20 protein-coding genes and 2 pseudogenes are annotated in these 25,173 nt (G+C 49.4%); 12 read left to right on the top strand and 10 right to left on the bottom strand.

Annotation, left to right across the window (positions count from 1 at the left end):
- Positions 1–9 precede the first annotated feature (9 nt).
- Positions 10–1,398, bottom strand: coding sequence for an MFS transporter (locus tag SK47_RS10420; RefSeq protein ID WP_023314162.1), 1,389 nt, complete (start codon positions 1,396–1,398; stop codon positions 10–12).
- Between the two features lie 129 nt (positions 1,399–1,527).
- On the opposite strand from SK47_RS10420, the gene SK47_RS10415 reads away from it, so the two are divergent.
- From SK47_RS10415 to SK47_RS10400, 4 genes are all read left to right on the top strand, one after another.
- A complete protein-coding gene (locus SK47_RS10415) occupies positions 1,528–2,457 on the top strand; it encodes a LysR family transcriptional regulator (RefSeq protein WP_048244089.1) in 930 nt (309 codons plus the stop codon).
- Between the two features lie 63 nt (positions 2,458–2,520).
- Positions 2,521–2,787 carry a type II toxin-antitoxin system TacA family antitoxin gene (locus SK47_RS10410; RefSeq protein WP_003857131.1) on the top strand — a complete coding sequence of 89 codons (267 nt, stop codon included), beginning with the start codon at positions 2,521–2,523 and terminating at the stop codon, positions 2,785–2,787.
- Positions 2,775–3,260 (top strand): GNAT family N-acetyltransferase, encoded by a 486-nt coding sequence (locus SK47_RS10405; protein ID WP_032609220.1) that lies wholly within the window; start codon positions 2,775–2,777, stop codon positions 3,258–3,260. The genes SK47_RS10410 and SK47_RS10405 overlap by 13 nt, the downstream gene beginning before the upstream one ends.
- 577 nt (positions 3,261–3,837) lie before the next feature.
- Positions 3,838–4,878 (top strand): hypothetical protein, encoded by a 1,041-nt coding sequence (locus SK47_RS10400; protein ID WP_000368395.1) that lies wholly within the window; start codon positions 3,838–3,840, stop codon positions 4,876–4,878.
- A gap of 517 nt (positions 4,879–5,395) precedes the next feature.
- Here SK47_RS10400 and SK47_RS23910 read toward each other — a convergent pair.
- A complete protein-coding gene (locus SK47_RS23910; protein WP_001176973.1) occupies positions 5,396–6,157 on the bottom strand; it encodes a hypothetical protein in 762 nt (253 codons plus the stop codon).
- Between the two features lie 104 nt (positions 6,158–6,261).
- Positions 6,262–7,267: pseudogene (locus tag SK47_RS23700) on the bottom strand (IS3 family transposase).
- Between the two features lie 263 nt (positions 7,268–7,530).
- Here SK47_RS23700 and SK47_RS10380 point away from each other — a divergent pair.
- Positions 7,531–8,286, top strand: a complete 756-nt coding sequence (locus SK47_RS10380; protein ID WP_042199392.1) for a DUF2971 domain-containing protein — start codon at positions 7,531–7,533, stop codon at positions 8,284–8,286.
- A gap of 391 nt (positions 8,287–8,677) precedes the next feature.
- Here the strand turns inward: SK47_RS10380 and SK47_RS10375 are convergent, their stop codons facing one another.
- Positions 8,678–8,932 (bottom strand): hypothetical protein, encoded by a 255-nt coding sequence (locus SK47_RS10375; RefSeq protein ID WP_000876161.1) that lies wholly within the window; start codon positions 8,930–8,932, stop codon positions 8,678–8,680.
- 284 nt (positions 8,933–9,216) lie between these two features.
- Positions 9,217–12,330, bottom strand: coding sequence for a chromate transporter (locus SK47_RS10370; RefSeq protein ID WP_048244085.1), 3,114 nt, complete (start codon positions 12,328–12,330; stop codon positions 9,217–9,219).
- An 800-nt stretch (positions 12,331–13,130) separates the two neighbouring features.
- Here SK47_RS10370 and SK47_RS10365 point away from each other — a divergent pair.
- Complete coding sequence (locus SK47_RS10365) at positions 13,131–13,862, top strand: hypothetical protein (protein ID WP_000417618.1); 732 nt, start codon at positions 13,131–13,133, stop codon at positions 13,860–13,862.
- Positions 13,863–14,026: 164 nt separating this feature from the next.
- Here SK47_RS10365 and SK47_RS10360 read toward each other — a convergent pair whose 3' ends face one another.
- The 3 genes and pseudogenes from SK47_RS10360 to SK47_RS10350 all read right to left on the bottom strand — a co-directional run bounded on the left by SK47_RS10360 (position 14,027) and on the right by SK47_RS10350 (position 16,960).
- Entirely contained in the window at positions 14,027–15,565 is a 1,539-nt protein-coding gene (locus SK47_RS10360) for an IS66 family transposase (protein ID WP_000555831.1), read from the bottom strand.
- 48 nt (positions 15,566–15,613) lie between these two features.
- A pseudogene (gene tnpB / locus SK47_RS10355) lies at positions 15,614–15,778 on the bottom strand (IS66 family insertion sequence element accessory protein TnpB); the annotation flags it as partial.
- A gap of 14 nt (positions 15,779–15,792) precedes the next feature.
- A protein-coding gene (locus SK47_RS10350) for an IS3 family transposase (protein ID WP_095512926.1) occupies positions 15,793–16,960 on the bottom strand; the annotation gives its coding sequence in 2 pieces (ribosomal slippage) (positions 15,793–16,702 and positions 16,701–16,960; 1,170 coding nt in all).
- A 59-nt stretch (positions 16,961–17,019) separates the two neighbouring features.
- On the opposite strand from SK47_RS10350, the gene SK47_RS10340 reads away from it, so the two are divergent.
- The 6 genes from SK47_RS10340 to SK47_RS10315 all read left to right on the top strand — a co-directional run bounded on the left by SK47_RS10340 (position 17,020) and on the right by SK47_RS10315 (position 23,931).
- Positions 17,020–17,751, top strand: coding sequence for an SDR family NAD(P)-dependent oxidoreductase (locus tag SK47_RS10340; protein WP_001388968.1), 732 nt, complete (start codon positions 17,020–17,022; stop codon positions 17,749–17,751).
- Positions 17,752–18,153: 402 nt separating this feature from the next.
- A complete protein-coding gene (locus SK47_RS10335) occupies positions 18,154–19,032 on the top strand; it encodes a restriction endonuclease (RefSeq protein ID WP_000769121.1) in 879 nt (292 codons plus the stop codon).
- A 220-nt stretch (positions 19,033–19,252) separates the two neighbouring features.
- Entirely contained in the window at positions 19,253–20,428 is a 1,176-nt protein-coding gene (locus SK47_RS10330; RefSeq protein WP_000992191.1) for an HNH endonuclease, read from the top strand.
- Positions 20,425–21,672 carry a nucleotidyltransferase domain-containing protein gene (locus tag SK47_RS10325; protein ID WP_000064266.1) on the top strand — a complete coding sequence of 416 codons (1,248 nt, stop codon included), beginning with the start codon at positions 20,425–20,427 and terminating at the stop codon, positions 21,670–21,672. The genes SK47_RS10330 and SK47_RS10325 overlap by 4 nt, the downstream gene beginning before the upstream one ends.
- 1 nt (position 21,673) lies before the next feature.
- Positions 21,674–23,437, top strand: coding sequence for a HesA/MoeB/ThiF family protein (locus SK47_RS10320; RefSeq protein ID WP_014640894.1), 1,764 nt, complete (start codon positions 21,674–21,676; stop codon positions 23,435–23,437).
- Positions 23,434–23,931 carry a Mov34/MPN/PAD-1 family protein gene (locus SK47_RS10315; protein WP_001002160.1) on the top strand — a complete coding sequence of 166 codons (498 nt, stop codon included), beginning with the start codon at positions 23,434–23,436 and terminating at the stop codon, positions 23,929–23,931. Before SK47_RS10320 ends, SK47_RS10315 begins: the two co-directional genes overlap by 4 nt.
- Before the next feature lie 13 nt (positions 23,932–23,944).
- Here the strand turns inward: SK47_RS10315 and SK47_RS10310 are convergent, their stop codons facing one another.
- Positions 23,945–24,487: a 3'-5' exonuclease gene (locus SK47_RS10310; RefSeq protein ID WP_000994210.1), complete on the bottom strand. Its 543-nt coding sequence runs from the start codon at positions 24,485–24,487 to the stop codon at positions 23,945–23,947.
- Positions 24,488–24,775: 288 nt separating this feature from the next.
- A complete protein-coding gene (locus SK47_RS23150; protein WP_075262092.1) occupies positions 24,776–25,072 on the bottom strand; it encodes a helix-turn-helix transcriptional regulator in 297 nt (98 codons plus the stop codon).
- Positions 25,073–25,173: the final 101 nt, after the last annotated feature.

Raw genomic sequence — 25,173 nt, 5'->3', positions numbered from 1 at the left:
TTTTCGTGCTCATCCTGTTTCCGCAGGATGAGTGATTTTACGCAACCGACTCGCGCTGACGACGACCGCTACCGCAGAAGCCGCGGCGGCGACCCACAGTGCAACATGAATTGACCTTTCATCTGCGGCCAGCAGAACGGCCACGGCGGCGGCGCCCAGACACTGCCCGAACGTGCGCATAATGGATAAAACACCGGATGCATAGCTCGCATGCTCACGAATAACGTTGGAGAGCATTTCCCGGTTATTGGGACTCTGAAAGCAGCCAAACCCCATGCCGCATACCAGACTCCGCAGGCAGATATCCCACATTGTAGGGCGGTCGGGTAATGTCGCAAGAAGGATCAAACCCACGACAAAAATCACCAGCCCCAGGGTGGATATCGCCGGGGCTGAAATCGTGTCCGCCCACCGGCCTGCATGCGGCGCAATCAGTACGATCCCTAGCGGCCACGGCGTAAACAGCAGGGCAGACAACACCGGACTGTAGCCGTATTCGCTCTGAAACAGGAAAGGCAGTGCAATAAAAGTGATCCCCTGGCTGACAAAAGCAATCATTGACGTGAAGGCCGCGAGGGTAAAACGTTCATTTTTAAACATCGTCGGCGGCAGCAAGGGGTTATCCGTGCGGCGGATCTGCCAGATAAACGCCATGCCGCTCAGCGCAGCGAGCACCGTCCAGCAAAGACTGCCGGGGTGATAAGTAGCCTCCTGGAGGCTGTTCGCCGCCATGATCGTCGACCCCAGCAGCAGCGCCGACAATATGGCGCCCGGGGTGTCGAAGGGCGCTTGCTTTCGAACCGCATCCCGCGGCAGCGCTTTGACCGCCAGCAGTAAGGCGAGGGTGCCGGGAACCACGTTTATCGCAAACAGCCATTGCCAGCTCAGGGTGTGAAGGATCGTCCCACCCAATACCGGCCCGATAGCGGAGCTGGAGGCGATGAGCAGAGCGTGTAACCCCAGAATGCGGCCAAGTAATCGCCCGGGAAATACGGATCGCAGGATTGCGGGGGCAATACTCAGCGTCGCCGCGCCGCCGATCCCCTGAAGCACGCGCATACCGATGAGCACTTCGGGCGTCTTCGCCAGCGCGCAACCCAGCGATGTCAGGGTAAAGGTTGTCAGACCTGCCAGAAAAACGGGGCGATAACCCAGGCGGGCCGCAAGCGCCGCGAATATCGCCAGCGACATCGCGGCCGCCAGCAGATACCCGTTGGCAAACCAGACGGCAATACTGGCAGGTACCTGCATCTCCTGAGCCATGGAGGGCAGGGCAATGTTGATCATGGTGCCATCAAACACGCCCATTAAGGTGGTGGTCATAATTGCGGCCATCACCCGTGCGCGCGCCGGGCCAGGCAGTCCTTCGTCGCCGGGTTGACTGGAAAAGAGCGTCATCAGGTTGTCCTCTGAGAAGAGTGTATGGATGACAAAACTATAAAGATGGCTTTTACAGGGCGGAAGGCGCACCATTTGCACTTTATCGTTGCATGAAACGCCTTATCTGAATGTACAGGAATGAGCGCTATGACCGATCCTGTTTTTAATTTACTGATTGCACTCGACATATTGCTGAGCGAAGCGAGTGTCGCAGGTGCGGCACGCCGTCTGAACCTCAGCACCTCGGCCATGAGCCGGACATTAAGCAGGTTACGCGACGTTACAGGCGACCCGATCCTGGTGCGCGCCGGACGTAACATGGTACTGACCCCGTGGGCCGAAGCGACCCGGGATCGCGCCAGGCGTGCAGTGCACGAGGCCAGGGCGGTATTGCAGCCCTCAACTGAAACGTTCAGCGCGCGAAGTCTGGCGCGTCTTTTTACCATCAGGGCAAATGATGGTTTTGTGGTGGCGTTTGGGCCTGCGCTTATAGCGGCTGTGGCCGACGCCGCGCCGGACGTCTGTATACGCTTCGCGCCGAAGCCGGAAAAAACGTCGCGCTATCTTCGGGAAGGGCTGGTTGATCTGGAGATTGGCGTCCAGAGCAATATGGGGCCTGAAATACGGCTGCAACGACTGTTTGAGGATCGGTTTGTGGGCGTCGTGCGTAAGGGGCATCCGCTGGCTAATCAGGCAGAAATAGGGGTGAAGGATTATGTCGCCTGGGGCCATGTGGTAGCGTCACCTGAGGGCGCGTTGCACGGTTCCGTTGACGATGCGCTGGCCGAACTGGGGACAAAACGTAAAATCGCCAGCGTCGTTCCGGGATTTCCGACGGCGCTGTCCGTGGCGCTGGCATCAGATCTTATTGCCATGATACCCGCGCTCTATTTACTCAATCAGCAGGTAACGGAGCAGTTACACGTTTTCGAGCTGCCGTTCAAAAGCCGTCGTATTACGGTTTCACAGATGTGGCACCCAAGAATGGAACGCGATCCTGGTCACCGCTGGTTGAGAGAGCAAATTCTTGCGATATGCGGTGTGGAGAGGTCAGACATGATAAAGAGCGCTGTATAGCGATTGCTATACACGCCGCTTATGTTATGCTTGTAAAGCAATTGCTATACAAGAGGTATACCCATGAAATCAGATGTTCAACTCAATCTCAGAGCCAAAGAATCCCAGCGGGCGCTTATCGATGCCGCCGCAGAGATCCTCCATAAATCACGTACAGACTTCATTCTGGAGATGGCCTGTCAGGCAGCCGAGAATGTGATCCTCGATCGACGTGTATTCAATTTTAACGATGAACAGTACGCAGAGTTCATTGACATGCTCGATGCCCCGGTCGCGGACGATCCTGCCATAGAAAAACTGCTGGCAAGGAAACCGCAGTGGGACGTGTAACAGCGCCAGAGCCCTTATCCAGCGTCCATCAACTGGCGGAGTTCGTCAGCGGAGAGGCCGTGCTTGACGAATGGCTAAAACAAAGAGGTCTGAAAAACCAGGCGCTCGGCGCAGCCCGAACGTTTGTCATTTGTAAAACGGGCACGAAGCAGGTCGCGGGATTTTACTCACTGGCTACCGGCAGCGTTAACCATACGCAAGCGACAGGTAATCTGCGGCGTAACATGCCGGATCCCATTCCCGTGATTATACTTGCCCGTCTGGCTGTTGATGTCTCGTTACGCGGAAACGGGTTGGGAGCCGATTTACTCCACGATGCGGTTTTACGCTGTTATCGGGTAGCTGAGAATATTGGGGTGCGGGCGATCATGGTTCATGCACTCACTGAGGAAGCCAAAGCGTTTTATATCCACCATGGTTTTAAAGCATCGCAGACTCAGGAACGGACACTGTTTCTCCGGCTTCCTCAGTAGAGGCAAAGGAAAGGGTGGGATGCGATGGGCTTATCTGATGAGTGATAGGATTCATAATATATCATTTAACTTATGTTGTGTAAGAATTCAGTTCATAAGGCAAATGCGCCACATTTAGTTGTTTTAAATGAATATTTCTAATTTAGATACCAACTAACTTCCAGGTAACTTCATGAACTAACAGAGAGTCCGCTTCTTATGGGCATTTCCTGTCAACTTATTTTACTCTAGTTCATGAACTATTTCCCTCCGTAATCGCATAACCAGATTTATAAGTTCTTAGGGTTTATCTGATTGCATTCTTGAGCAATCCATGAATTTCGGTAATATATAGATGCATCATTACTTAATCAGAACTGATATCTCTGAGGGCGGTAGCGTTGTCAAGGCTGGCTTGGTTTATAGTCTGGTAAGAGGGCTATTAAGATCTATGTTGGATGAGCGGCGTGAAGCGAGCACTAATGGTATGTTGGTGCAGTTTGTAAGTCTTACAAGGTGTTATAACCCTTACTATTTTGCTCTGATAGGGTTAAAAATAATTCTGATAGGTAGGCTTAATTTTCAAAAGGGATAACTCATGGATAACGAATATATGTATCAGGAAGCAATTGGAAATATCAAGTATCAAGCTCACAAAATAACATATCTTGCTAATGGTTTCAATGCTTCACTTATAGATGCTATTAATCTTTTTTTAAAGTCTGGCAACAATAACGTTAATCCAGTCGATAATGATGTTTTTTTTAAAGCTCAAGTGAATGCAGATTCATTGTTAAATGCATATGCGTCATTGATAGATTATTATTATATCGCTATTGCGATTAAGATGAATGCCCCTTTAGATGTTATTAATAGTGTTCAATACAAGAAAATCACTAACGAGTTAATTGCAAAGAAAGAGTCATGGAGTAAATATCTACAACATTTAAAACCAATTCTTGAGGAGAAGTTTGAGCCTGAAAACGACATATGGAATGAGTTTTATTTTATGTGGGGTGGTGTTTTTAAACAAGAACTAGTTAAATGGAGAGTGCTTAAGACTGAAGATCCTGCATTCTCAGAATTGACGAAAGAAAATGGGAAGATTGACATTCTTCCCAACGAAGCTGTTCTGGAATATTACCGCCTTACACATTTCCTTTACTGCAATAGAACAGGTTCCGGTCATAAGTATAATATTTATTTGGAACTTAACAACTACTTGAAACACAATAGATATCCATTAGTTAAGTATGAGACACAGAGGCTTAAAGATGGTGACTATGCTTATGCGTTTTATACTATACATCAAAATGAATATCATTTATTAAAAGCTGGCATTATACGAACTTTCGCTGAGATTGATTTTGATACTCTGAAAGAGGGATTGAAGCATTGTTATGAAAACAGAGGAGTAATCTCTAGTCTGGAGATGGAAATTGGTTTACCCATTATCAATGTTGACCGGGCGAATGGTTATGAATCGAATTCATGTCTTTATTTTCAATTGGATGGAGTTCTGATGTCAAGGAGCGTGGATTCTATATCGGTCAATGCACATAGCCTTTTTTCAGTCTCAGGATCGTTACTTCGAGAAATAAGCAATGCTCTTGACTGCAAGTTGATACCAGATATATAGTAATGCAACCAGAATGTTACGCCATTCACAGCATGGTGTAATTATAACTATATAGAGGGTTGATTTTCTTCGAGTTGGTAATCCCCGCATATCCTTCCCCGCGAACATACTACGCTGGAGTGCGGGTGTTTGCGTTAGCAAACTGGCAAAAAAAGCAATAACTCAGAATGTCAGTGTAAATAACCTAATATTCTATTTGGTTATTCAGTAAGTGTACTCTGAACCCAACGCAAGAAACGGGAGGGATTTCAGAAAACACAATGTATTCCCTTTAGTGGAAATCAGCTTTCGAATATATTTATCATGTACGCAGTTGGCACAAATGCAATGCTCTTCGTCCATATTTTCCATCATTAATTTTGCTGGTGATTCTGAGATAGAGTGTAACCTTTTGAATATCCTCTATGTCAGAACGATGAGAGAGCCGCGGGGGTGTTTCGCCGCGCTGACAGCAGCGTGCATAATTGCGCACCGGTCGGGTATGGGAAAATTATCTGCTTCACCGTAGTGAGTCAGTTCACGAAATCGTTGCGATAAGCAAATAGCTAGGAACTATTTTTGATTGCCATCCCATGCCCACAGGGAAATCCTCGCGAATTAGAATACGTTCGCTAATCGTGATTTCTGCACCTGTTTCAAACAAAACCTCCCGTTCATGGCCTTTCCTTGAAAATCCCTCTTCGTTATCTTCGTGCGAGAAGAAATAAGCCCTAGATTTGGGCTGTGTAACGGTCAGCATTACTAGATCAATGTAACCTGCCTCAAAGGCTTTACCCAAGTGCCATCCATTTGCAATTGCAGCTCCCGGACAGAATGATGTAGCTAGCGGTCTTTGAGAGGTGTATTGCCAAGGCAGATCAGCAAATTGCCCGCCGTGGAAAAGTACCTGTCCTTCAGGAGGGATTGCACCATATTGTTTAATGAGAGTGTCAACGTTACTAAGATTCAGCACATTATAAGTTTCCTGATACCGCTCAAGTGCAGCAGGCGTTGGCTCAGGCATAAGATGTCGCCAGTTCTCGAATATGGGATTGCTCCTGAAGTAATCGCTAACATGTCTGGTTAGCCCAGGAGAATGCGCAAATGCGGTAAGCGCTCCTGCTTTGCAGGGGGCATCAATGAATCCATATTGGTCATCCTCATATAAACCAGGATACAAGCGGTTAACTCTATCTGCCTCTGGCGGAGCCTCTGCAATTCTGTAGCGTTCCGGTAGAAAACCATCGGGCATTTTAGCCGGGCATGGAGTGCAGAAAGGATTTAAAACTTGTAATTGCATAGCTGACGTTCCATGTATGTAATGTAACTAGCCATTATCGGCATGAGCAATAAAGCCAGTATTTTACCTCCGCGAGAACATTGATGTGAATCGCCACGGATAATCTAGACACTTCTGAGCCGTTGATAATATTGGTTTACATATTCTGTCGGTGACATCTGATCACTCGAACCATGCCGACGCTTACTGTTATAACACATTTCGATGTAATCAAAAATATCGCTACGGGCTTCTTCCCGCGTTCCATAGAACTTTTTCTTTATCCGCTCGCGTTTCAACAACTGGAAAAAGCTGTCTGCAACCGCATTATCGTGGCAGTTACCGCGACGGCTCATGCTGCTCTCCAGGCCGTGTGATTTCAGGAACGACTGCCACTCATGGCTTGTGTACTGACTGCCCTGATCCGAGTGAACCAGCACCTGTTTTTGGGGATTACGCCGCCAGACAGCCATCAGTAGTGCGTTCAGGACAATGTCCTTTGTCATCCGGGATTGCATTGACCAGCCGATAATTTTGCGTTAGAACAGATCGACAACCACGGCAAGATACAGCCAGCCTTCGTAGGTCCTGATGTAGGTTATGTCTGTTACTCAACGCTCATCCGGATTGAACTGTCGTCAGACTCTGTTCACTCCGCACTTTTGCCCACTGTCCCGTAGATCCAGATGGATCTTTCGATCTCCATATACGCATCCCGATTCCAGCCAGAACTGTTTAATCTGCCCTGTAGTCTTAGGTCTGCCTGATGGCGTTGCGAATGCGGCTGCTGAAGCCAGGCGTAAAAGCCACTGGGATGAACATCCAGCCCCCGACAGAGCAGGCGAACAGGCCAGCAACAGCTGTTGTCACGGATAAAGGCGTACCTCAGTCGGACAGCTTTGCGAAGTACGCCGCGGCTTTTTTTAATATGTCCCGTTCGTCGGTAACTCGCTTCAGCTCTTTCTGGAGACGGCGGACCTCGGTCTGAGCATCTGACTGTTCTTTATGAGTGGAAGAATCTGGACCGTACTTCTTTATCCAGGCATAAAGGCTGTGGGGGGTGATATCGAGACGTGTTGCAACGCTGGAAACAGAATTACCACGATCAATAACCTGCTTGACTACTTCAATTTTAAACTCTTCGGGATAACGCTACCGCTCATGGGCACCTCTCTTTAAGCCATCTTAAATGACTCTGAGGTGTCTGTTAAAACCGTGGCGATTTAGTTCAATTCATGAGGTTAGTTAACATCTTGTCACGCCATTTCCAGCTCTTTACTTGATGAAGGTTGGAATCAGGCATAGTCTACGATGAAATCAAGCGCGAGCTGATTAAGAAAGGTTGAACTTACTAGACGCTGGAAGGTGCATTTTAAGTGGAGTGATTTCAGACCATGTTGTACAAATATGTAGGGAATGTTGACGACAATAAAGTCATCGAGTATTTAGATGCTTTTGTTGAGAAAGGTACAGTATATGCCAGCAGAGCCTTAGGATTTAATGATCCAGCCGAGCTAAAGCTAATTTTTGACTTCAATGCCGAATTTGAGGTGATCAAAAAACGATTTCATCAGGCCCGTCCAGATAGAACAGAACAAGAATTTTGGGCATGGTACAAATCATTTGATGAAAACTCCAGGTGGGGTATTGAGAATAGTATGCGAGAGCATACTTTGACGACAAAAGGTATTGTGTGCCTTACGCGTGACTATGATAACTATTTGATGTGGTCACATTACGCTAGTTCGCATACCGGATTCTGTATAGGCTTTGATGATGCTTTCTCTCATAGTATTGAAGATCGTGGGATTGAGGGCGATGTTCTCTATGTTGATTCATATCCCCATTATAACTATTACACTGATTCTCCGAAAGACTATTTAAACGCCACATATCTTCATAAGGGTAAACCGTGGGCTTATGAAAATGAGTACAGGGTAATTACTGAGGGTTCTGGTGTTAAACAATTTGATAAGTCTCTTATCAAAGAAATTACTTTAGGTTGCAGGGCTTCAGTTAAACTTCAAGATTACGCCAGTAAGCAAATAGACAAAGGAATAGATGTCTACAAAATGGCATTAGATCGTAATTCATATAGATTAATACGAATTCGTGTAAAAGAAGGCCATTATTTCCAAGGTGACACATAGTCCGTAAGTAAAATCAGGCGGGTAGAAACCCCCGCCTAATACATTCTAACCCAGATTATTAGTAATTTAACTCGCCGAATAATCCGATCATCAGGTCTCCGTCCAAAATTTCCATAGCTGCGACATTAAGGAGCTGTTCTAGAGATGGCCGGTATTTGCCGTCATATTTAGTGCGCAAGGCGTCGAGAGGATAACGCAAATACGAACGATAGTGCCCGTTCAGCTCTTAAGCCGCCTCAATAAGATCGACAATGTGTGTTGTGTGTTGTGCGCTCCAGCGAAAAGGCGTTACGATTGAGTATCTGGTCCTGCTCTGTCAGTAGCGCAGACAACGCCGCCGCCTGCGCAGCGATTTTCTCATTTAGTTTAGTCAGCCTGCGGTAGTCAGCCTTCAACCGACTGCTATGATCCCTAGTGCCATAAGCCCTCGCAAAAAAATCTGCTCCAGCAACGTGTAGCACTTCTTCCAGCAAAGCCGTTGCTGCGCAATGTTTTCCCATACCTGCATCATTTCTGTTTCACGGGAAATAAGCCTGTCCAGCAGCGGCCAGTGTGGCTTTCGTAACGTATGCTCGTGGAGATAATCACGGTACGCTTTAATTGTATTAAGCACCTCATCGGCAGTACGGGTATGCAGGTATTTCATGTCTTTTCCTCATCATTTGCGGCTCCACCAATTATGTCCAGGCACCACAAGGATGTCGGGAACGCAGGAGAGAAATATTTTCAGTCGCTGCGTTACTTCACTTCTGGATCTGGCATTTTTCGGATCTTAGCGGAGGAGGAGAGAAAGTTAGTACAGATAAAGCACTAATGAATCAAAACTATTGTGAATAAGAGATTATTGCAAATATTTAAAGTAAATACTTTCATTATTAGCATATAAGCATAAAAAGGCGACGCCCTGTCTGCGTCGCCGGAAGGATGAAATCAAAGGTGGTCGAACCGGCCGGCCAAGGGGCCTTTTACCTGCATGTCAAATTCCCACACCGTTCTAAGCTCCCCCTCAAGCGGATCGGCGCTACTGCGATAGAAGGTATTGAAAAGCGTGCCATCCGGATACCGGAACAGCTTCAGTTCACCAAAGGTTTCCCTGTTGACCAGCAGGGAATAATTCTGCAGGGCATGGCGAACCTGATAAATGAGACAGTTATTGATCCTGACGGGCAGTCCGTGGACACCCCGGACAGGGGTATCAATCTGTAGATTTAGCGCAGCATGCCTGTCCGGCTGGTAACTCAGCTCCCGTAATTCGTCACTGAACCGGGAACCATAAATAATGAGCACAGAATCGCGCTGATCTGCTGTGTGCTGCCGGACAGCCTGCAGCAGATCCGGCAGGTTGCTTACCGGTGTATTAAGGGTGGAGGGTAATTTACCCAGCATAAAATGCAGCCGGTGAAGCATGCTTCCCTTCAGGTCTGCCGTGGCAGGAAAATCGCCGTAGAAATTCGTGTTCAGATGGCGGGCCACATATTCTCTGGGCACTCCTGCCGAATAGCACCTCATTTGCCAGTCATGCCGGAAATCCGGGTCCGCAGTGAAGTTGAAGCGTGCAAGGAGAGGGTCTTCTGACAACGCCCCTGGCAACTCTGCCGTCAGACGAATATCGGTCTTTCTCAGTCGTTCCGTATCCACTTCTGCTGCCAGGATATCAGCTGTCCTGCTGCGGCTAAACGCCTCAATATACCGGTCCAATATGCCATTGAAAAAGGGAACCTGTCCGGCATATTCGGCGGCCGACAGCATATACCCCTGATAAGGGACAAACGGGTCTCGTTTGAGTCTTTCGAGTGTATGAATGATCTGCTCTTTACGAAAATAAGAAAACAGGCCCCCGGCCAGTGCCTCCGAAACGCGTTCGGTTACAGGCTCTGACGTTCTGGCGAGCCGGATGGCCAGGAGCGCAAACGCACCATAAAGAGAATCCAGATCATCCTTTATCCCTGAATAGACTCTGCCGGATATTAACGGTCTCTCATTAAACGAGGTCAGGGCTTCAATGGTCTCTGACAGGGCACCATACCAGTTGTCATGGTTCTGCGGCCGGTAATGTTCGATTCTCAGGATTATATCGATAATATCCGTGGCCGTTTTGAAAGCGGGCGTGGCGGCGTCATTGTCATCCCTTTCTTCAAATAATGACGACAATCCCAGACGGTTAACCAGGTCAGCGAGATCAATATTCCCCTGGGGCTCTAGGTTGGCAACGATATACCCTGATATCAACAGCCGCATATCGCATAAGGCATTACTGAAAATGATGGCTGATGCTGCCTTTTCATTATACGTACCGCCCCTGAGCATCGTGGTCCATTGCGGGCCCGAAGGTTCCAGATTAATATAATCAGGATTGAGGAAGAAGCTGTGCCATCGAAATTCTTCCTCCCAGTACCGGGAGAAGCGACTTTTCTCATTCCATAGACACAGCACATCATGCGCATGTCTTGCAGACGACACATTGTCGGCCACTACCGGAGGAATAATTAGTCTTACGGTGTAGTGCAGATGGAATAAAAGGCGGCTGGCATAATCCCCGGCGTCAGGTTTACCGATGACGTCCCCCATACTCCAGCCTTCCCACAGACTGATGAAACTGCGGATCAGATCCTGGTGTGTCTGCTCCTGGCTGACGGATAGGGTACCGCCGTTTCCTGCTTTCCATTCAGTAAGGGTGTGCCATACGCTAAAGAGCGACTGTATAAACTGTCTGAAATCCGTGAAACTGGTGCTGTCAGATTCCCTGTAGACGTGTAAGGGGACATACATCGCTTCACTGAAGTAGGCACCCGTCGTCTCAGTTGATTTTACCGTTTCCCTTATAAACTGCCTTAACTCAAAATGAAACGACTGGCTTAAAGAATAGCTCAGGCCTGAGGCGTCCTGTTCGTCCAGAAAATTACCGTCAGCATAACAAAAGCTCCTTTTGACAGACGTGTAGGTTCCCGTAAGTCTTTTTACAGCCATTTTAAAAATGCCAATGTTTTTATCATTCAGGGCATCATAGGCCTCACCAAAAAAATCATAGGGGATGTCATCATAATCTTTCTTTTGCCGAGGTATGCCCGTCGGAATACAACGTCTGTACAGCCAGTTCCACAGCTGGGAGGTAATGACTCCTTTTGCCGACAAAAGGGTTAAGTTGCCGTTTTCTCTGCCGGACGAAGGTAGAATCACAATCTCAGCCTCCTGATCCGAAACGGGCCGTAATCGTCTCAGAAGGAAAAGTAGTGGCCTCAGGTAAATATCCTTTACGATTTCATTTTTCTTAACGGGGCAGGTAAGCGTGTTCATCCCGTCGTTCATGGCGTCTGCGTAGGGCAGTATTTTTATCGTTTTCAGATACTGGTTGCCAATATAATGACCCGGATACTGCAACCAGGATCTTATCATGGATTGCTGTATATACTGGCTCACCATCTGTGATTGATAGTATTTTTTCATCAGACGGTCCCGTTTGTCATCATCTAGGACATTGAGACTGGTGACAAAGAACCAGATGGACAGAAAGATATTGAACAGCATCCAGATAAAGGCGGTAACCGCTATCGCAGTATTGAGATAGTTATCCCCGAGTGACGACGCTATCCCCGCCATCAGAATAAAGCCCGCCAGGGAAAGGGCGCTTAATCCTGCAAACATATACCCGGAATTCAGCTGATAGGCAGACTGGATATGAATCCGGGATGATTTTTTCTGAAAAAGAACACTGATCAGACCGACAACCAGCGGGAACACAATACCGATGAGGGTCACCTGGCTTCCCAGCAGGCTGGACATCCACCCGGGCAAGGCGGTAATACCTTTAAAATGTTGACGGGCAAACGGATCAAAGACAGGGCGGGCATAGTGAGCCACCGCCACCGCGCCGGCTGCCACTCCCCAGAGTATCAGCATGGCCCGAATGTAATGCGTGGAGCAATAAACCTGCAGCCTTTCCGCCAGATTCCAGCTGAGATTTTTATGATCCCGGTTGGCTTTGAGTTTGCGGCGGAGGTCAGCTCTGACCTGCCAGGTCACGCTGTTAAGGAGCTTTCCAAACATAGATATCCTGAATTCCCTATATGCTAAGTGCAGAAATAATAAGCGTTAACCCACTTTTTATCGCGGGGAAATTCACGATTAATTTTCAGTGTATTGCTTAGGCTCGGCTGGAATGCGAAGAGCAACGATATAACCATTCTCGGGCACGCCAGCGCGACAGGGAGACAAAGAAGGTCGGAGACACTGAGGGGAGCGGGTCTGCATCTACTGAAATAGTGATTTTTATCCTGACAGGGGAGAATACTCAGTAAATGGTAGTCATTTTTACCAGAGATCGCTGTCGTGGATGAAAACGCACTTTACGCTGATAGGAAATGCGCCTCTTATGAATATATCCTGACAGCTTACTTTGCTTCAGTTCATGGACCTTTTCCTAACGTAACAAAAGGTTGTAGAATGCGTTTTAGCATCACCGTGGTAGGGTGTATTAACACAAGCGGGCGGGCGCGATAAGGTGAGAGGGTAAGGTTACTACCCAACCTCAAGGGGGTCAGACGACTCCAAGTCCATTACATGGCACTTTTATGTGTCGGGACTTTGCCTACTTGAGGAAACACTATGAACACATCATCTTCTCTCGCGTCCCAGACCGTCGACCGTAAACTTGCTCGCACGGCATCGGTCGCATTAAATCAAGCTGAGGTGACAATGGACTTCTCTCGTCCAAGCGCAGACTGGATAGCACATGGCTTACCTCGCCCTGGACTGTGCGCAGAGCGGAGTGAATGAGCATGAGTTCGAATAGTCTTGCGCCTCAGTATATAAAATATGAAATCAGACGGGGAGTGGAGCCTAGCCACATGGAGAAGTACACGTTTATTGATCGATATTTTCACAGCCAGCGCGAGCTGTTGGACATCAGGCATTCTGAAGAGCGGGACATCAACACGCTGTTTACCTACCTGAATAACCTCCACTCTACGGCTGATAAGCTGCTTGAGCTATTCAACTGCTGCATTAAAACTGCTCCAGAATTCAAAGTCCTTCGGCTTATCAGAAATTATTTTCATCATGTCGGGGACGTCGACGAAATTCGTCTCCATGTCAAAATCGAGGAAAATGTTCTCGTTAGCCATTCGCAACACCTTCTAATACCACTAGAAGTGTTTGCAAAAAGCGTGAAATCATTTATCGATAACACGATACCTGACGAAAAAAACAAAAATTACAAATCCAAATTGCGATTCGTACAGAGCGAAATGAGTAATATCGCTGAGATCTTCGACTACACCGCAAATCTCATGAAAGACCTCGAGATGTTCTGTCAAAAGCCTAGTCTAAGGCTTGACGGAAGGGTATACGAACTCGGATTTGATATGTACAAATTTGTTTTCAACATCACGAATATTATTGCAGACAAATGCCGAGAAATCCCAGAGCTATGCGAAAAGAAGGTAATCCGGGACCTCGATTGGTCATATCGTGCTGAAAATAACATTGGCAAACACGACGTTTTTTGCAGCCCGTCCAACGTACCAATCACCACCACCGAAGGCTTCGTATACGCTAAGAGTATTGATCTGGTTCGTTAACTTGCTTGTGCTGTGAACCGCCTGCGTTTGCAGCCCGAGTAAGCAAACAGACAAGGAGCGGCACATTGTCTGTTTAAAACCAACTCTTTCATGGGTGGATAAAAGTAAATTAATACTTCAGAAATACGTAAGCGTCCAGCGAGAACCGTATTGACGGGGATGGGTTATTCAGTTGGCAGTGTGATGCGCCAGGGGAGTAGTTCGCTGACCCGGTTTATCGGCCAGTCAGCAATGACGTCAAGGACATAACGGAGGTAGCTTTCTGGCTCCACTCCGTTCAGTTTGCATGTCCCGAGCAGGCTGTACAGCAGCGCTCCCCGCTCTCCTCCATGATCCGAACCGAAGAACAGGTAGTTTTTGCGGCCCAGGCTGACCATCCGTAGCGCATTCTCAGCTATGTTGTTATCTGCCTCGGCCCAGCCGTCGTCAGTATAGTAAGCCAGCGCCGGCCACTGGTTCAGTACGTACGTGAACGCTTTCGCCAGTTCTGAGTGTCGCGACAGCGTTTTCACCTTTTCACGCAGCCAGCTTTCCAGGGATTTCAGTCGCGGTTTAGCTTTTTGCTGACGTTCTGCAAGGCGTCGCTTCGCCGGCATCCCCCTTATTTCCGCCTCGATGGCATATAACTCACCGATCCGTTTCAGGGCTTCCTCCGTCAGCGCTGACGGGGTGCGAACGTGCACATCGTGGATCTTGCGGCGGGCATGAGCCCAGCAGGCAGCTTCCGTTATCTGTCCATTGCGGTACAGTTCGTTGAACCCGGCGTACGCATCCGCCTGCAGAACACCACTGAACCCCGCAAGATGGGTCCGCGGGTGGATACCTTTTCTGTCCGGGCTGTAAGCGAACCACACTGCCGGCGCCAGCTCTGACCCGGCGTTACGGTCGTCACGAACGTACGTCCACAACCGCCCGGTCTTCGTTTTCTTATTACCTGGCAACAGCACCGGGACAGGCGTGTCATCAGCATGGAGCTTGCCGTCAGTCAGCACATAGTCCTGAAGCGCCCCTTCCAGCGGTGACAGTAGCCGGCAACACGCATCCACCCAGCCCGACAGCAGTGAACGGCTCAGCTCCACACCCTGGCGGGCGTATATTTCAGACTGGCGGTACAGCGGGGTGTGCTCTGCATACTTTGAGGTCAGCACGCGGGCCAGCAGCCCCGGGCCGGCGATACCCCGCTCGATGGGCCGTGAAGGCGCGGCTGCCTGCACGATGGCATCGCACTGAGTACAGGCATGTTTTTCACGTACTGTCCGGATAACCCGGAAGGCGCTGCGCATCAGCTCCAGCTGTTCGGCGGCATCTTCACCAAGGTAACTCAGCGCACCACCACATTCCGGGCAGCATGACGCTGCCGGCAGCAGCCGTTTTTCGTCACGGGGAAGTGATTCAGGGAACGGTTTGCGGGTACGGGTCTGCCGCAGCGGGCGCTGCACGGCCGGGTCATCCACCCGACCGGTAAGGATATCGCTTTCTTTCTGCAACTGCTTAAGGTCGGCTTCCATCTGCGCGATACGGCGGGAGACTTTTTCGGAGCGGCTGCCGAAGTTCATTCGGCGCAGCTTATCCAGTTGCGCCTGCAGGTGATCTATTTCGCGTTCACGCTCGTTCAGCTTTTCCAGAAGGGCACGGTTCAGCGCCTCCTGTTCGGCAAGGAGACGTTTCAGTTCATCGATATCGTCAGGAAGTAAGCTGTGCATACCGGGTATATTACCAGGCTCATTCAGCGTCGACCAGGATAAAGAGGCCTACAACATAGTCAGTGACGTAAGCAGTCTTTTAGGCTGCCGCCAGTCGATCCCTTCAAGGAGCATCGCCAGCTGTGCCGGTGTGAGGAACACTTTGCCATCCCGGGCTGACGGCCAGGCGAAGCGGCCGCGCTCCAGCCGTTTGGTCAGCAGACACAGTCCATCGCCGGTTGTAGTGGTCAACTAAAACTGGCCACCACGTTAGAGTTTTTCCAGTATCGATTTTCTGATTCGTTTGGTGATAACCCACCGTTATATTCGTGTGGCCTGAGTGTGCTGTAATATCCAACGATATAGCCCGTTATTGCGTGGGCTGCATCGCTGAAGCTTACGTAACCTGTCACCGGCACCCATTCGTTCTTCAGACTCCTGAAGAAGCGCTCCATCGGGGCATTATCCCAACAATTTCCTCTCCGGCTCATACTCTGCCTGATCCGGTATCGCCACAGTAACTGCCGGAACTGCCTGCTCGTATAATGACTACCCTGATCGCTGTGGAACATCACCCCGATGGGCTTACCGCGAGTTTCCCATGCCATTTCAAGCGCTTTCATGGTGAGTCTGCTATCCGGCGAGTACGACATTGCCCAGCCCACTGGTTTTCTTGCGAACAGGTCGAGAACAACAGCGAGGTATGCCCAGCGTTTGCCTGTCCATATATAGGTCACATCACCGCACCACACCTGGTTTGGCTCTGTTACGGCGAACTGTCGCTCAAGGTGATTTGGGATGGCAGCGTGCTCATGACCACCTCGCCTATACCGGTGAGCCGGCTGCTGGCAACTGACCAGTCCCAGTTCTTTCATGAGTCTGCCTGCAAGCCAGCTCCCCATCTGATATCCCCTTTGGGTTGCCATTGTGGCGATGCTTCTTGCTCCGGCCGAACCGTGACTGATGCCATGCAGCTCAAGTACCTGACTGCGTAATACAGTTCGTCTGCCGTCTGGCTTTTCAGGACGATTTTTCCAGTATTTGTAGCTGCTGCGATGAACCCCGAACACATGGCAAAGAGTGGCCACAGGATAACGCGCCCTGAGTTTCCCGATTATCGAGAACTGTTCAGGGAGTCTGACATCAAGAGCGCGGTAGCTTTTTTAGAATATCGTTTTCCATTTCAATACGTTGTAGCTTTTTCTTCAGCTCTCGTATTTCGATTTGTTCCGGCGTTATTGGAGAGGCTTTTGGTGTTTTGCCCTGACGCTCATCACGCAGTTGTTTGACCCATTTCGTCATCGTGGAAAGACCAACATCCATAGCCTTAGCAGCGTCAGAGACGGTGTAATTTTGGTCGACAACCAGTTGAGCTGATTCGCGTTTGAATTCAGGACTAAAATTTCTTCTTTTCATTGGAGCATCTGTGTTGTTCTGAGGTGAGCATATCACCTCTGTTCAGGTGGCCAAATTCAGTGTGCCACTACATTGACTCAGATTTGAATTCTCGTGCTCCTCGTATTTTGCTTATAGGGGCCTCCAGAGGAATAGGGCTTGCGATGGCCGAAGAGTTGCTGAAGCGAAACTGGTTAGTGACTGCCACCGTGCGTGGTGATGGGCGTACAGCGCTGCACGAACTTTCAGTACGTTACCCTGAACAGCTTACGATTGAGCGTCTTGATATAACGGATAACACTCAGCTGAATGACTTACATTCAAGGCTCAGTGGCCAGAAATTTGAAGTTTTATTCATTAATGCCGGGATTGTAAACAAAAATCAGGGCGAAACCGTTGGCGAGGTCAGTGCCGAAGAATTTATAGATCTAATGATTACAAATGCACTTTCACCGATTAAGGTCGCGGAAGCGCTTCAGGACACGCTCACTCCTGAAGGTCTGGTTGGAATAATGTCTTCTGGACAGGCAAGTCTTACTAATAACACGACAGGCGGCCTGGAAGTTTATCGCGCCAGTAAAGCTGCACTGAATCAGTTTATGAGAAGCTATGCGATCAGACAGTCTACGCTGTATCCAAATCGCGCTTTTCTTCTTCTTGCTCCTGGCTGGATCCGTACAGATATGGGAGGGAGTAATGGTGCTTTTAGCCTGGAAGAGGCCATTCCGGATATCATTAAAACAATCGAGCAGAAACAAGGTAAACCGGGCCTGGAATATTTAGATCGCTTTGGAAAGACCATACCCTGGTGAGCATAAACAATCGTGATTGAAAGATTTACACTGAAACACCGGCCAGTTTATGACTGGCTGTTTAGTTCAAGAAAATTAACAATAAGATAATGTGTCCATCAGTACCCATAAAAGCCGTCGTTAGTCGATATTGAGCTGTGTAAGTATGAACACGCGGCACTTATCCTCATAAACAGTATATATGAACAAGGTAACCAGCAAAGCTCGCCCCATTGAACTCACAGCTCTGAGCTGCCCTTCTGCTTATTGAGTTAGTCCGCCCCATGCTCACAGCAGAGCTGATGGCTACACAGCACGTCCGCTTTGTGCAATAGCGGAACACGCTAATGCTGGTGTACAGGTGCTGACTCATTTCCTCCTCCACTTTCATCCCGTTATACTGTGAAAAAAAAGGGGGTAGGCGTGAAACTGAAAATGCAGGATTTGAGGCTGTTTAATCTCGTGTTTGAGAGCGATCCTGGCTGGATACTGGATTTCTCTAACCGCACCTTGTCTGCTTTTTTTGATGAAGAACTGAACATTGATATTGATGATAAACGTTATCAGGAAGAGGGGACATCAAAAGCCAAACGAGTTAGATGTTTGCTAAAACAGACTGATCGTGAGACCGCTCTGCGGGTTCTTGGCGCTCTCTGGCAGTATAAAACAGAATCCATGCCTGAACAGGCTGAACAAAGCCGTAATGACTATCTTGCACTGATTTCCCGCTTAGAAAATGCTGACACCAATGAAGCCAAAGGCGTAAAGCCTGTCCAGGCATGGCATGGTGTTGACTGGCCTTCACTTATCGCTGAAATGAACGAGATGAAATCTCTGCCGCCACAACTACGTGGTTTTCGGTTTGAAGCTTGGCTTGCTGAACTGTTCAGTATCTTTAAGCTTGCTCCCCGTTCGTCTTTCCGAAATACAGGCGAACAGATTGACGGAAGTTTCCGACTGAATGATGAATTTTACCTGATGGAGGCAAAATGGCATCAGAAAAGAACGTCGGCTGCCGATCTCCATGTATTTGAAGGAAAGCTCAGTACCAAGGCAACCTGGACACGCGGCGTATTTATCAGTTGGATGGGATTTACGCCTGAAGGTCTGACGGCTTTTGGTAAAGGGAAGCGGGTTATCTGTGTCAGTGGTTATGATCTTTACCACTCACTGAGTCATGGGATCCCTTTGCCCGACCTTCTGGACGCTAAAACCCGGCACGCCGCTGAAACGGGAGAGCCCTATGCTGAGTTCGACCGACTATATGCACTGAAGAACAAACAGTTCGGCACGCTGAAATAACGGGTTGGGAAGCGGTGACCCGCTCCCCCGTTTCACACAGAATGCTGTTAGTAATGTCCGCATATCGCTCAATGAAGACCTGGCAGCGCTATAGGCGGTTCGCTCCGTATTTTGTTTCGCGAGTTATGTTTTTCGCGGTTGCGTATTGAAAAAAAGATGAACAGTACCTATTTCAGTATTTCCCGTGCTAATGGCTTTTCCTTTTCAGGAGTATCCTTACGTGAATGCGAAAAAAAAGGCGGATGATTCGAGTGGGCGTTTTAACACTAGCCCTGAAGTGAGAACTCTGGTCTGGATCCGTGCTGCGGGTCATTGTGAACTCTGCGGAACCGATCTGACACATGATTTTCGTATCGGTACGACGATGAAATGGGGAGAAGTGGCCCATATTCTTCCTGCCAGCCCGAAAGGCCCCAGGGGAAATGCCACACACAGCGTAGAAGAGGCATTGGCACGGACGAATGACAGCGAGAATCTTATGCTGCTGTGTCCGGGATGCCATGACCGGGTTGATCGTGACGGCGACAATTATCCCGAAGACGATCTTAGCGGACTTCACTCTGCCTGCCTGACCAGAATTCGCCTGGCGGCTTCCACGCCCGGGGAGGAACGCGCCATACCGGTTATCGTTCAAAGCCAGCATCATCAGACACTGGTTGCAATTCCGGCGCAGGCCCTTCTTACCGCCATGTCTGCAGAAGGGCTGACGGCACAGTGCCATCCGGTTACGGTTGTGTTCCCTGAGCCCAGTTCACGGGGAAGGGATGCGGGTTACTGGCAGGCGATTAAGGATTTAATCACTGAAAAACTCGAGGCCGGGCTTGCCCGCCGCGGGGGGCAATTTGGCGACAAGCCGGCTCTGGCCATGGTTGGGCTTGCGGATATTCCGGCGTTGTTTTTCCTCGGCCAGACCATTGGCGACCGCTATAAACGCTTTCAGTATTCATTTAACAGAGAACATATATTGCGCTGGCCGGATACAGATGCCCTGCCGCCGGCGTTTATCTCTTCTGAACTTCCGCAAGGTGAGGGGCCAGTTGCTCTGGTGCTGTCTCTTTCCGCAGCGGTACCGCGAGGCGATGTTACCGCCGCACTGCCGGGTGCCCGGATTGTAGAATTCACTGTCCCTGAACCCAGCTACGCCATGGTGACAAACCGCAGGGTCATCCATGCGTTCAGGGATGAGCTGCAGAAGCTGCTCAGTCAGTTAGAAGCCACCACGACCCAGGCCATTCATGTTTTTGCCGCGGTGCCTGCTGCGCTGGCCATTGAATTTGGGGCTTTGCTGACGACCCAGCATCAGCATCCCTACATCATCTTTGACCGTGACAAAAATAACGCAAACCAGTTTCGCCCCATGCTTAGCATCGGATGTACAGAGGAGCAACGTCCATGAGTAACGAACAGACTAAACACAGCAGCTGGGAGTATTTTCTTCTCCGTGCAGCCCGAAAAATTTCGTTATCAGCAGCTCAGTACAGCGTCATTGATGCTCGCTACTCTCAGCTGGAAAAAATTCTTTCTGCTGCCGATGATCCCCTGCTGGCGGATGCCCATATTTTTCCCCAGGGTTCTATGCGTCTTCAGACAACGATTAATCCGGTGCCTGGGGCGCCAGCAGATCTCGGGACAATTGATGCAGATGCGATTGTCTGGTTACCCCATGCCAGAGGGATCGATGCCCGGACTGTATTAGAGGTTATTGAACGTCGTTTCCAGGAAGGCAGTAGGGTTCAGGAGGATATTCAGCGACTTCGTCGCGGTGTCAGGATTGTTTACGCCGATGAAAATCCGGGTTTCCACATTGATGTCACACCTGCACGTCCCTGCCATCACAATGAGCAAAGCGACGGACTGGGCATGCTCGAAGTACCCGACAGGGAGCACGGCTGGAAGGCAAGCAGTCCCATTCCTTATGCAGACTGGCTGCATGATGCGTCAAAGCAGGACATCATGCTTGAACATGTTGTTGAGTTTAATAAAAGTCATGCAGCAATGGACTCTGCGACCCAGGCCCCGCTGCCTGAATATAAAGAATATCAAAAAGATGATCCGCTGCGTGCGAGCATTAAATTGATGAAAAGGCACAGGGATGAATGGGCGATCAGGACGAAAAATGAAGGATATCGGCCTATTTCGGCAGTTATCACCACGCTTGCGACTCACGCTTATCTGGATGTTGTCGCGCAGTCAGTATATACCGCCTTCACCCCGCTTCAGGCTATCCTGGCAATCGTTAACAGGATGCCTGACCATATTCACCGTTACGGTAATGAGTATTACGTCTGCAATCCTGAAGATAACGGCGAGAATTTTGCGGAAAAATGGAATCGTCCGGATGAAGGTTATAAATACGTTGATGCCTTTAATAAATGGCATGCGAGTGCCCGTTCGGCGCTGACGCTGGGGCTCGACAGCCACGCGTCGACAGAAACCTTTGCGAAGGCGGTCCAGGAGCAGTTCGGTATTGGTCCGACATTCGTTCGCGAAGTTAACGAGAGCATTCCGGCAAACTGGACGATGCCCGGGCGGCAAGACGGTGTGACACGAAACTCTGTCGCAATGGGGTCTCTGTTCGGGAGTTCAGTCAGCAGTACCCAGTCTCAAGCAAATGTTGCACCTGTCGGGCGACTCGGCTGATATGAAGGATGAGATGATACAACGGGGCATTTCCGCCCTTAAAGACTATCTGGGCGCGGACAATGCTTCGGCTCTTCTCAGGCCCGCTGAACTGCGGGTCGGTGAGGCGGTCGCCTTTTATTTTCCTTTACCCGTTGATTACACCGGCCTTGAGCGGAGACTACGGATTGGTTTTCCCAACGATTTCCCGTCTGAATCCCCTAGCCTTCAGGTTGAACCTTCACCGTGGTTAGTCTGGCCCCATGCCATGACGTCCGGGTTGTGTCTCCATGGATTCAGGGAAAAGCCCGTTACGGGCTCACCTGAGAAAATTGTTCAGGACAGCTTATCCCGTTTTGCGAGCATTGTGTCTTTTTCTCTGGAAAACGCAGATCCTGCACGGCGGGAGACGGAGTTTCAGAATGAAATTTCCACTTACTGGCTCTGGCAGCTTAAACGGTCGGCACGTAACCTGATTCTTTTGGGGGAGCCTGAATCGGGTTCAGTTTTGTATGTTGTAAGCGATCCGAGGTATACCGGTCATACTGGCCTCAACCCGGTATGGGTTTCGTCTGACAAGAACGCTATCCGCCAGCATTTCAGACGTGCCACTGGCCGTTCGGTTGTGATAAGAAGCCCCCATGAAGCAGGTTTCTTTGTCAAACTGACGTCTTTCCCTGGCATTAAGGTGCCTGAACCTCACGCGTTTCTCGAATGGCTTGCTCCCCATATTTCTGAAGAATCCCTGTCCGCGATGTCTAAATGGTCAGAAAAGAGTAGTACTTTGCTTTCCCGATGGGTTGTCATGGCATTACCGGGTGGGGACGGGGCGGCAAGATTTACTGTTAACCTGTGCACCAGAAAGAAGGAAACAGACCGTACACATTTTTACGGCCTGAGATCCTCACGCCGTCAGTCCGGGTTAAAGAAAGAAGGACCTCCGGCCAGTATTCTGTCATCGCGTGTGAACGTTATTGATCGTGGGGCATTTTTTTCACGGGATCGAAGCAACACAGCAAAAACACTTGAGAACTCGCATGTTGTCTTTGTCGGTGTAGGGTCGCTGGGATCTGCTGTGAGTATTCAACTCGCCAGGGCCGGTCTGGGCAGGCTGACCCTTATTGATCCTGACAGACTGGAGTCACCCAATCTGGGGCGGCATATGCTGGGTGCTGAGGATTTAGGCAAATTTAAGTCTCAGGCCATGCGCCATCGTCTGCTTCAGGATCTGCCTGTGCTTGATGTCACCGCGCTGGATACATACATCGAATGGGTTATGGGTCAAAAACCCGATATTTTCGAGGATGTTGATCTGGTTATTATCACGACAGCGGACTGGGAATCAGAGTCTGCCCTCTGGGAAAAGAAAGCCTCCGGAGCGAAATGGGGGCTGATACAGGCCTGGAGTGAGCCGCATACACTTGTCGGGCATGCACTGATCGCACCTGAAGGCCGCTTTGATGCAAGATATCTTTTTAGCGACAGAGGTGACTTCAGGCACCGGTTTACCGACTGGCCGGATGGGGGCGTTGTGCCTCTTCCTGCCTGTGGTGAAAGTTTTATACCGGGAGGCTCGGCGGGAATGAATGGTGTTGCAACAATGGTCACTCAGGCCGCAATACGTTACCTGACTACTGTAGGGGATGTCACTCAATGGCATTCCAGTGTGTATCGCCCTGATGAGGCCGGAGTGTTGGGGGGACGCTATACGGGACCTGTACTTCCTGAAGGAGTTGTCCATAGTGTTTTTGAACGTAACTGGCCGAAACCCGGGCAAAACGCATGAATGAAATAGCATGGTGCTGGGCCTGGCCGGATATGAATGCGGAGCTGCAGGTTGGGCGGCAGGTCTCTGAGATGTTCGGTCACTACCGGCAGTCACAGGGAGAAAATGAGCGAGGCGGGCAGCTGTTTGTCGATCCCGCCAATCCCGGCGGTATTGTACTGTGTCATGCTTCAGCGCCACATCCTGCGGACCGCGCTGGCAGAACGTGGCTCGAACTGAACAACGATCGCTGCCGCACTGAAATCGAGAACGCAAACAGGAAGGGATTGCGCCTGGTTGGATACTGGCATACGCATCCGCAGGCAGTTCCTCACATCTCAGGGACTGACATTGCCAGTTTTGCGCGATTCGCGAGGCAAAATGCACGTGATCTTCCCCATCCCGTGGCGGTGATTGTCGGCACGTCACCATCGACCACAGGCATTAAAGCCTGGATATTTCGGGAGGGCAGGTATCAGGAGGCAGTGTATACAGCATCCTTGTCGCGGCCTTAACGGACCCAATTCATCAAGACCCTTTATTTTGCATCAACGCAAAAAGCTCTGCCTGAAATAATGCATCATCCAGAGCATTATGGCTGGGTCTTCCTTTGGCAGATAAACGCTGTGTCATCATTGATGATTTGGTCTCAGACCACGTACAGCCTGTTGCCCCCATAAAGTAAGCTTTAATATCTAATGCACTGAAGCCAAATGGGTTGTTCCCCGTATATTTATGGAAGTAGTAATTGATGAATGACCAGTCAAAGGGGGCATTCAGTCCCGTAAAGACCGGCTTCTGGCTCGGTTGAAGGTGGGATGTGAGCCAGGTGGATAACTGAAGCATGGCGTCCGCGGGGGCTATGCCGGTGGTAGCCAGTGCCTGAAGGTTAAATCCCGTCACTGCCAGCGCCTCAGGATCAAAGCCAGTGCAGTCAGGCTTCAACTCGGCATAAAAACGCACGTCGGGCGCATGCACCAGACAGGCCCCAATGGAAAGCAGACTAAATAATCCCGGGACCGGGCCGGATGTTTCAATATCGACTGAAACGAAAATCTCGCTAGCATTCATAATCACTCCTGCGATTGAGGGCACTGCTATTCGGCTTGTAAAAGAAAACGATACGCTATTACGGGTGGTAAGTATCTACCACATCACCCTTTAAGTAATGCCTTTATCAGGCTAAAACCATATGCGAACTTCCGCTGTTCGCTCACAGCGGACATTCAAGTTGGTCAATTTATCCGCACCGAGCCAGAATCGGGCGTTGCTAAACAGTCTGAGTTGATCAATGGGGAACAGATCAAATGCTTAAAGGCGATGGCTGACGTCCAGGCCTATCAAATAGGCTTGCTTCTATCACCATTTCTCACGCCTTGCCGGTGAATCAGCCTCCTTTTCTACAAAATTTGCAGGCTTTGTATAAGTTGAAAGCGGTGCAGAACTGAGCGAAATCTCCACCCCTAAAATATGTAACACTTTGTATAGACGCTCAAAACTTGCTTTTGAAGGATTTGCCTCAAGGCGAGCATAAGTCTGCTGAGTTACACCCAACATGGCAGATAATTCTCTTTGAGTTAATCCTTTTGATTTACGAAAACCAATTAAAAGTGGACGTAACTGGCTAAGAAGTCTAACGGGAAAAATAGTATCCATAAGTAGGTGGCCATGTCGATTACTTCATAATAAATTCACTCCTCGTAAAAAACAGCCTGTAAGATGTTTTATTACTTTACAGCTTACAAGGTGTAAGGATG

Source organism: Enterobacter sp. BWH52 (genome assembly GCF_001037565.1).
Classification (GTDB): domain Bacteria; phylum Pseudomonadota; class Gammaproteobacteria; order Enterobacterales; family Enterobacteriaceae; genus Enterobacter; species Enterobacter hormaechei_C.
The sequence above is the reverse complement of the archived record's forward strand: the minus strand, read 5'-3'. Positions and strand labels throughout refer to the sequence as shown.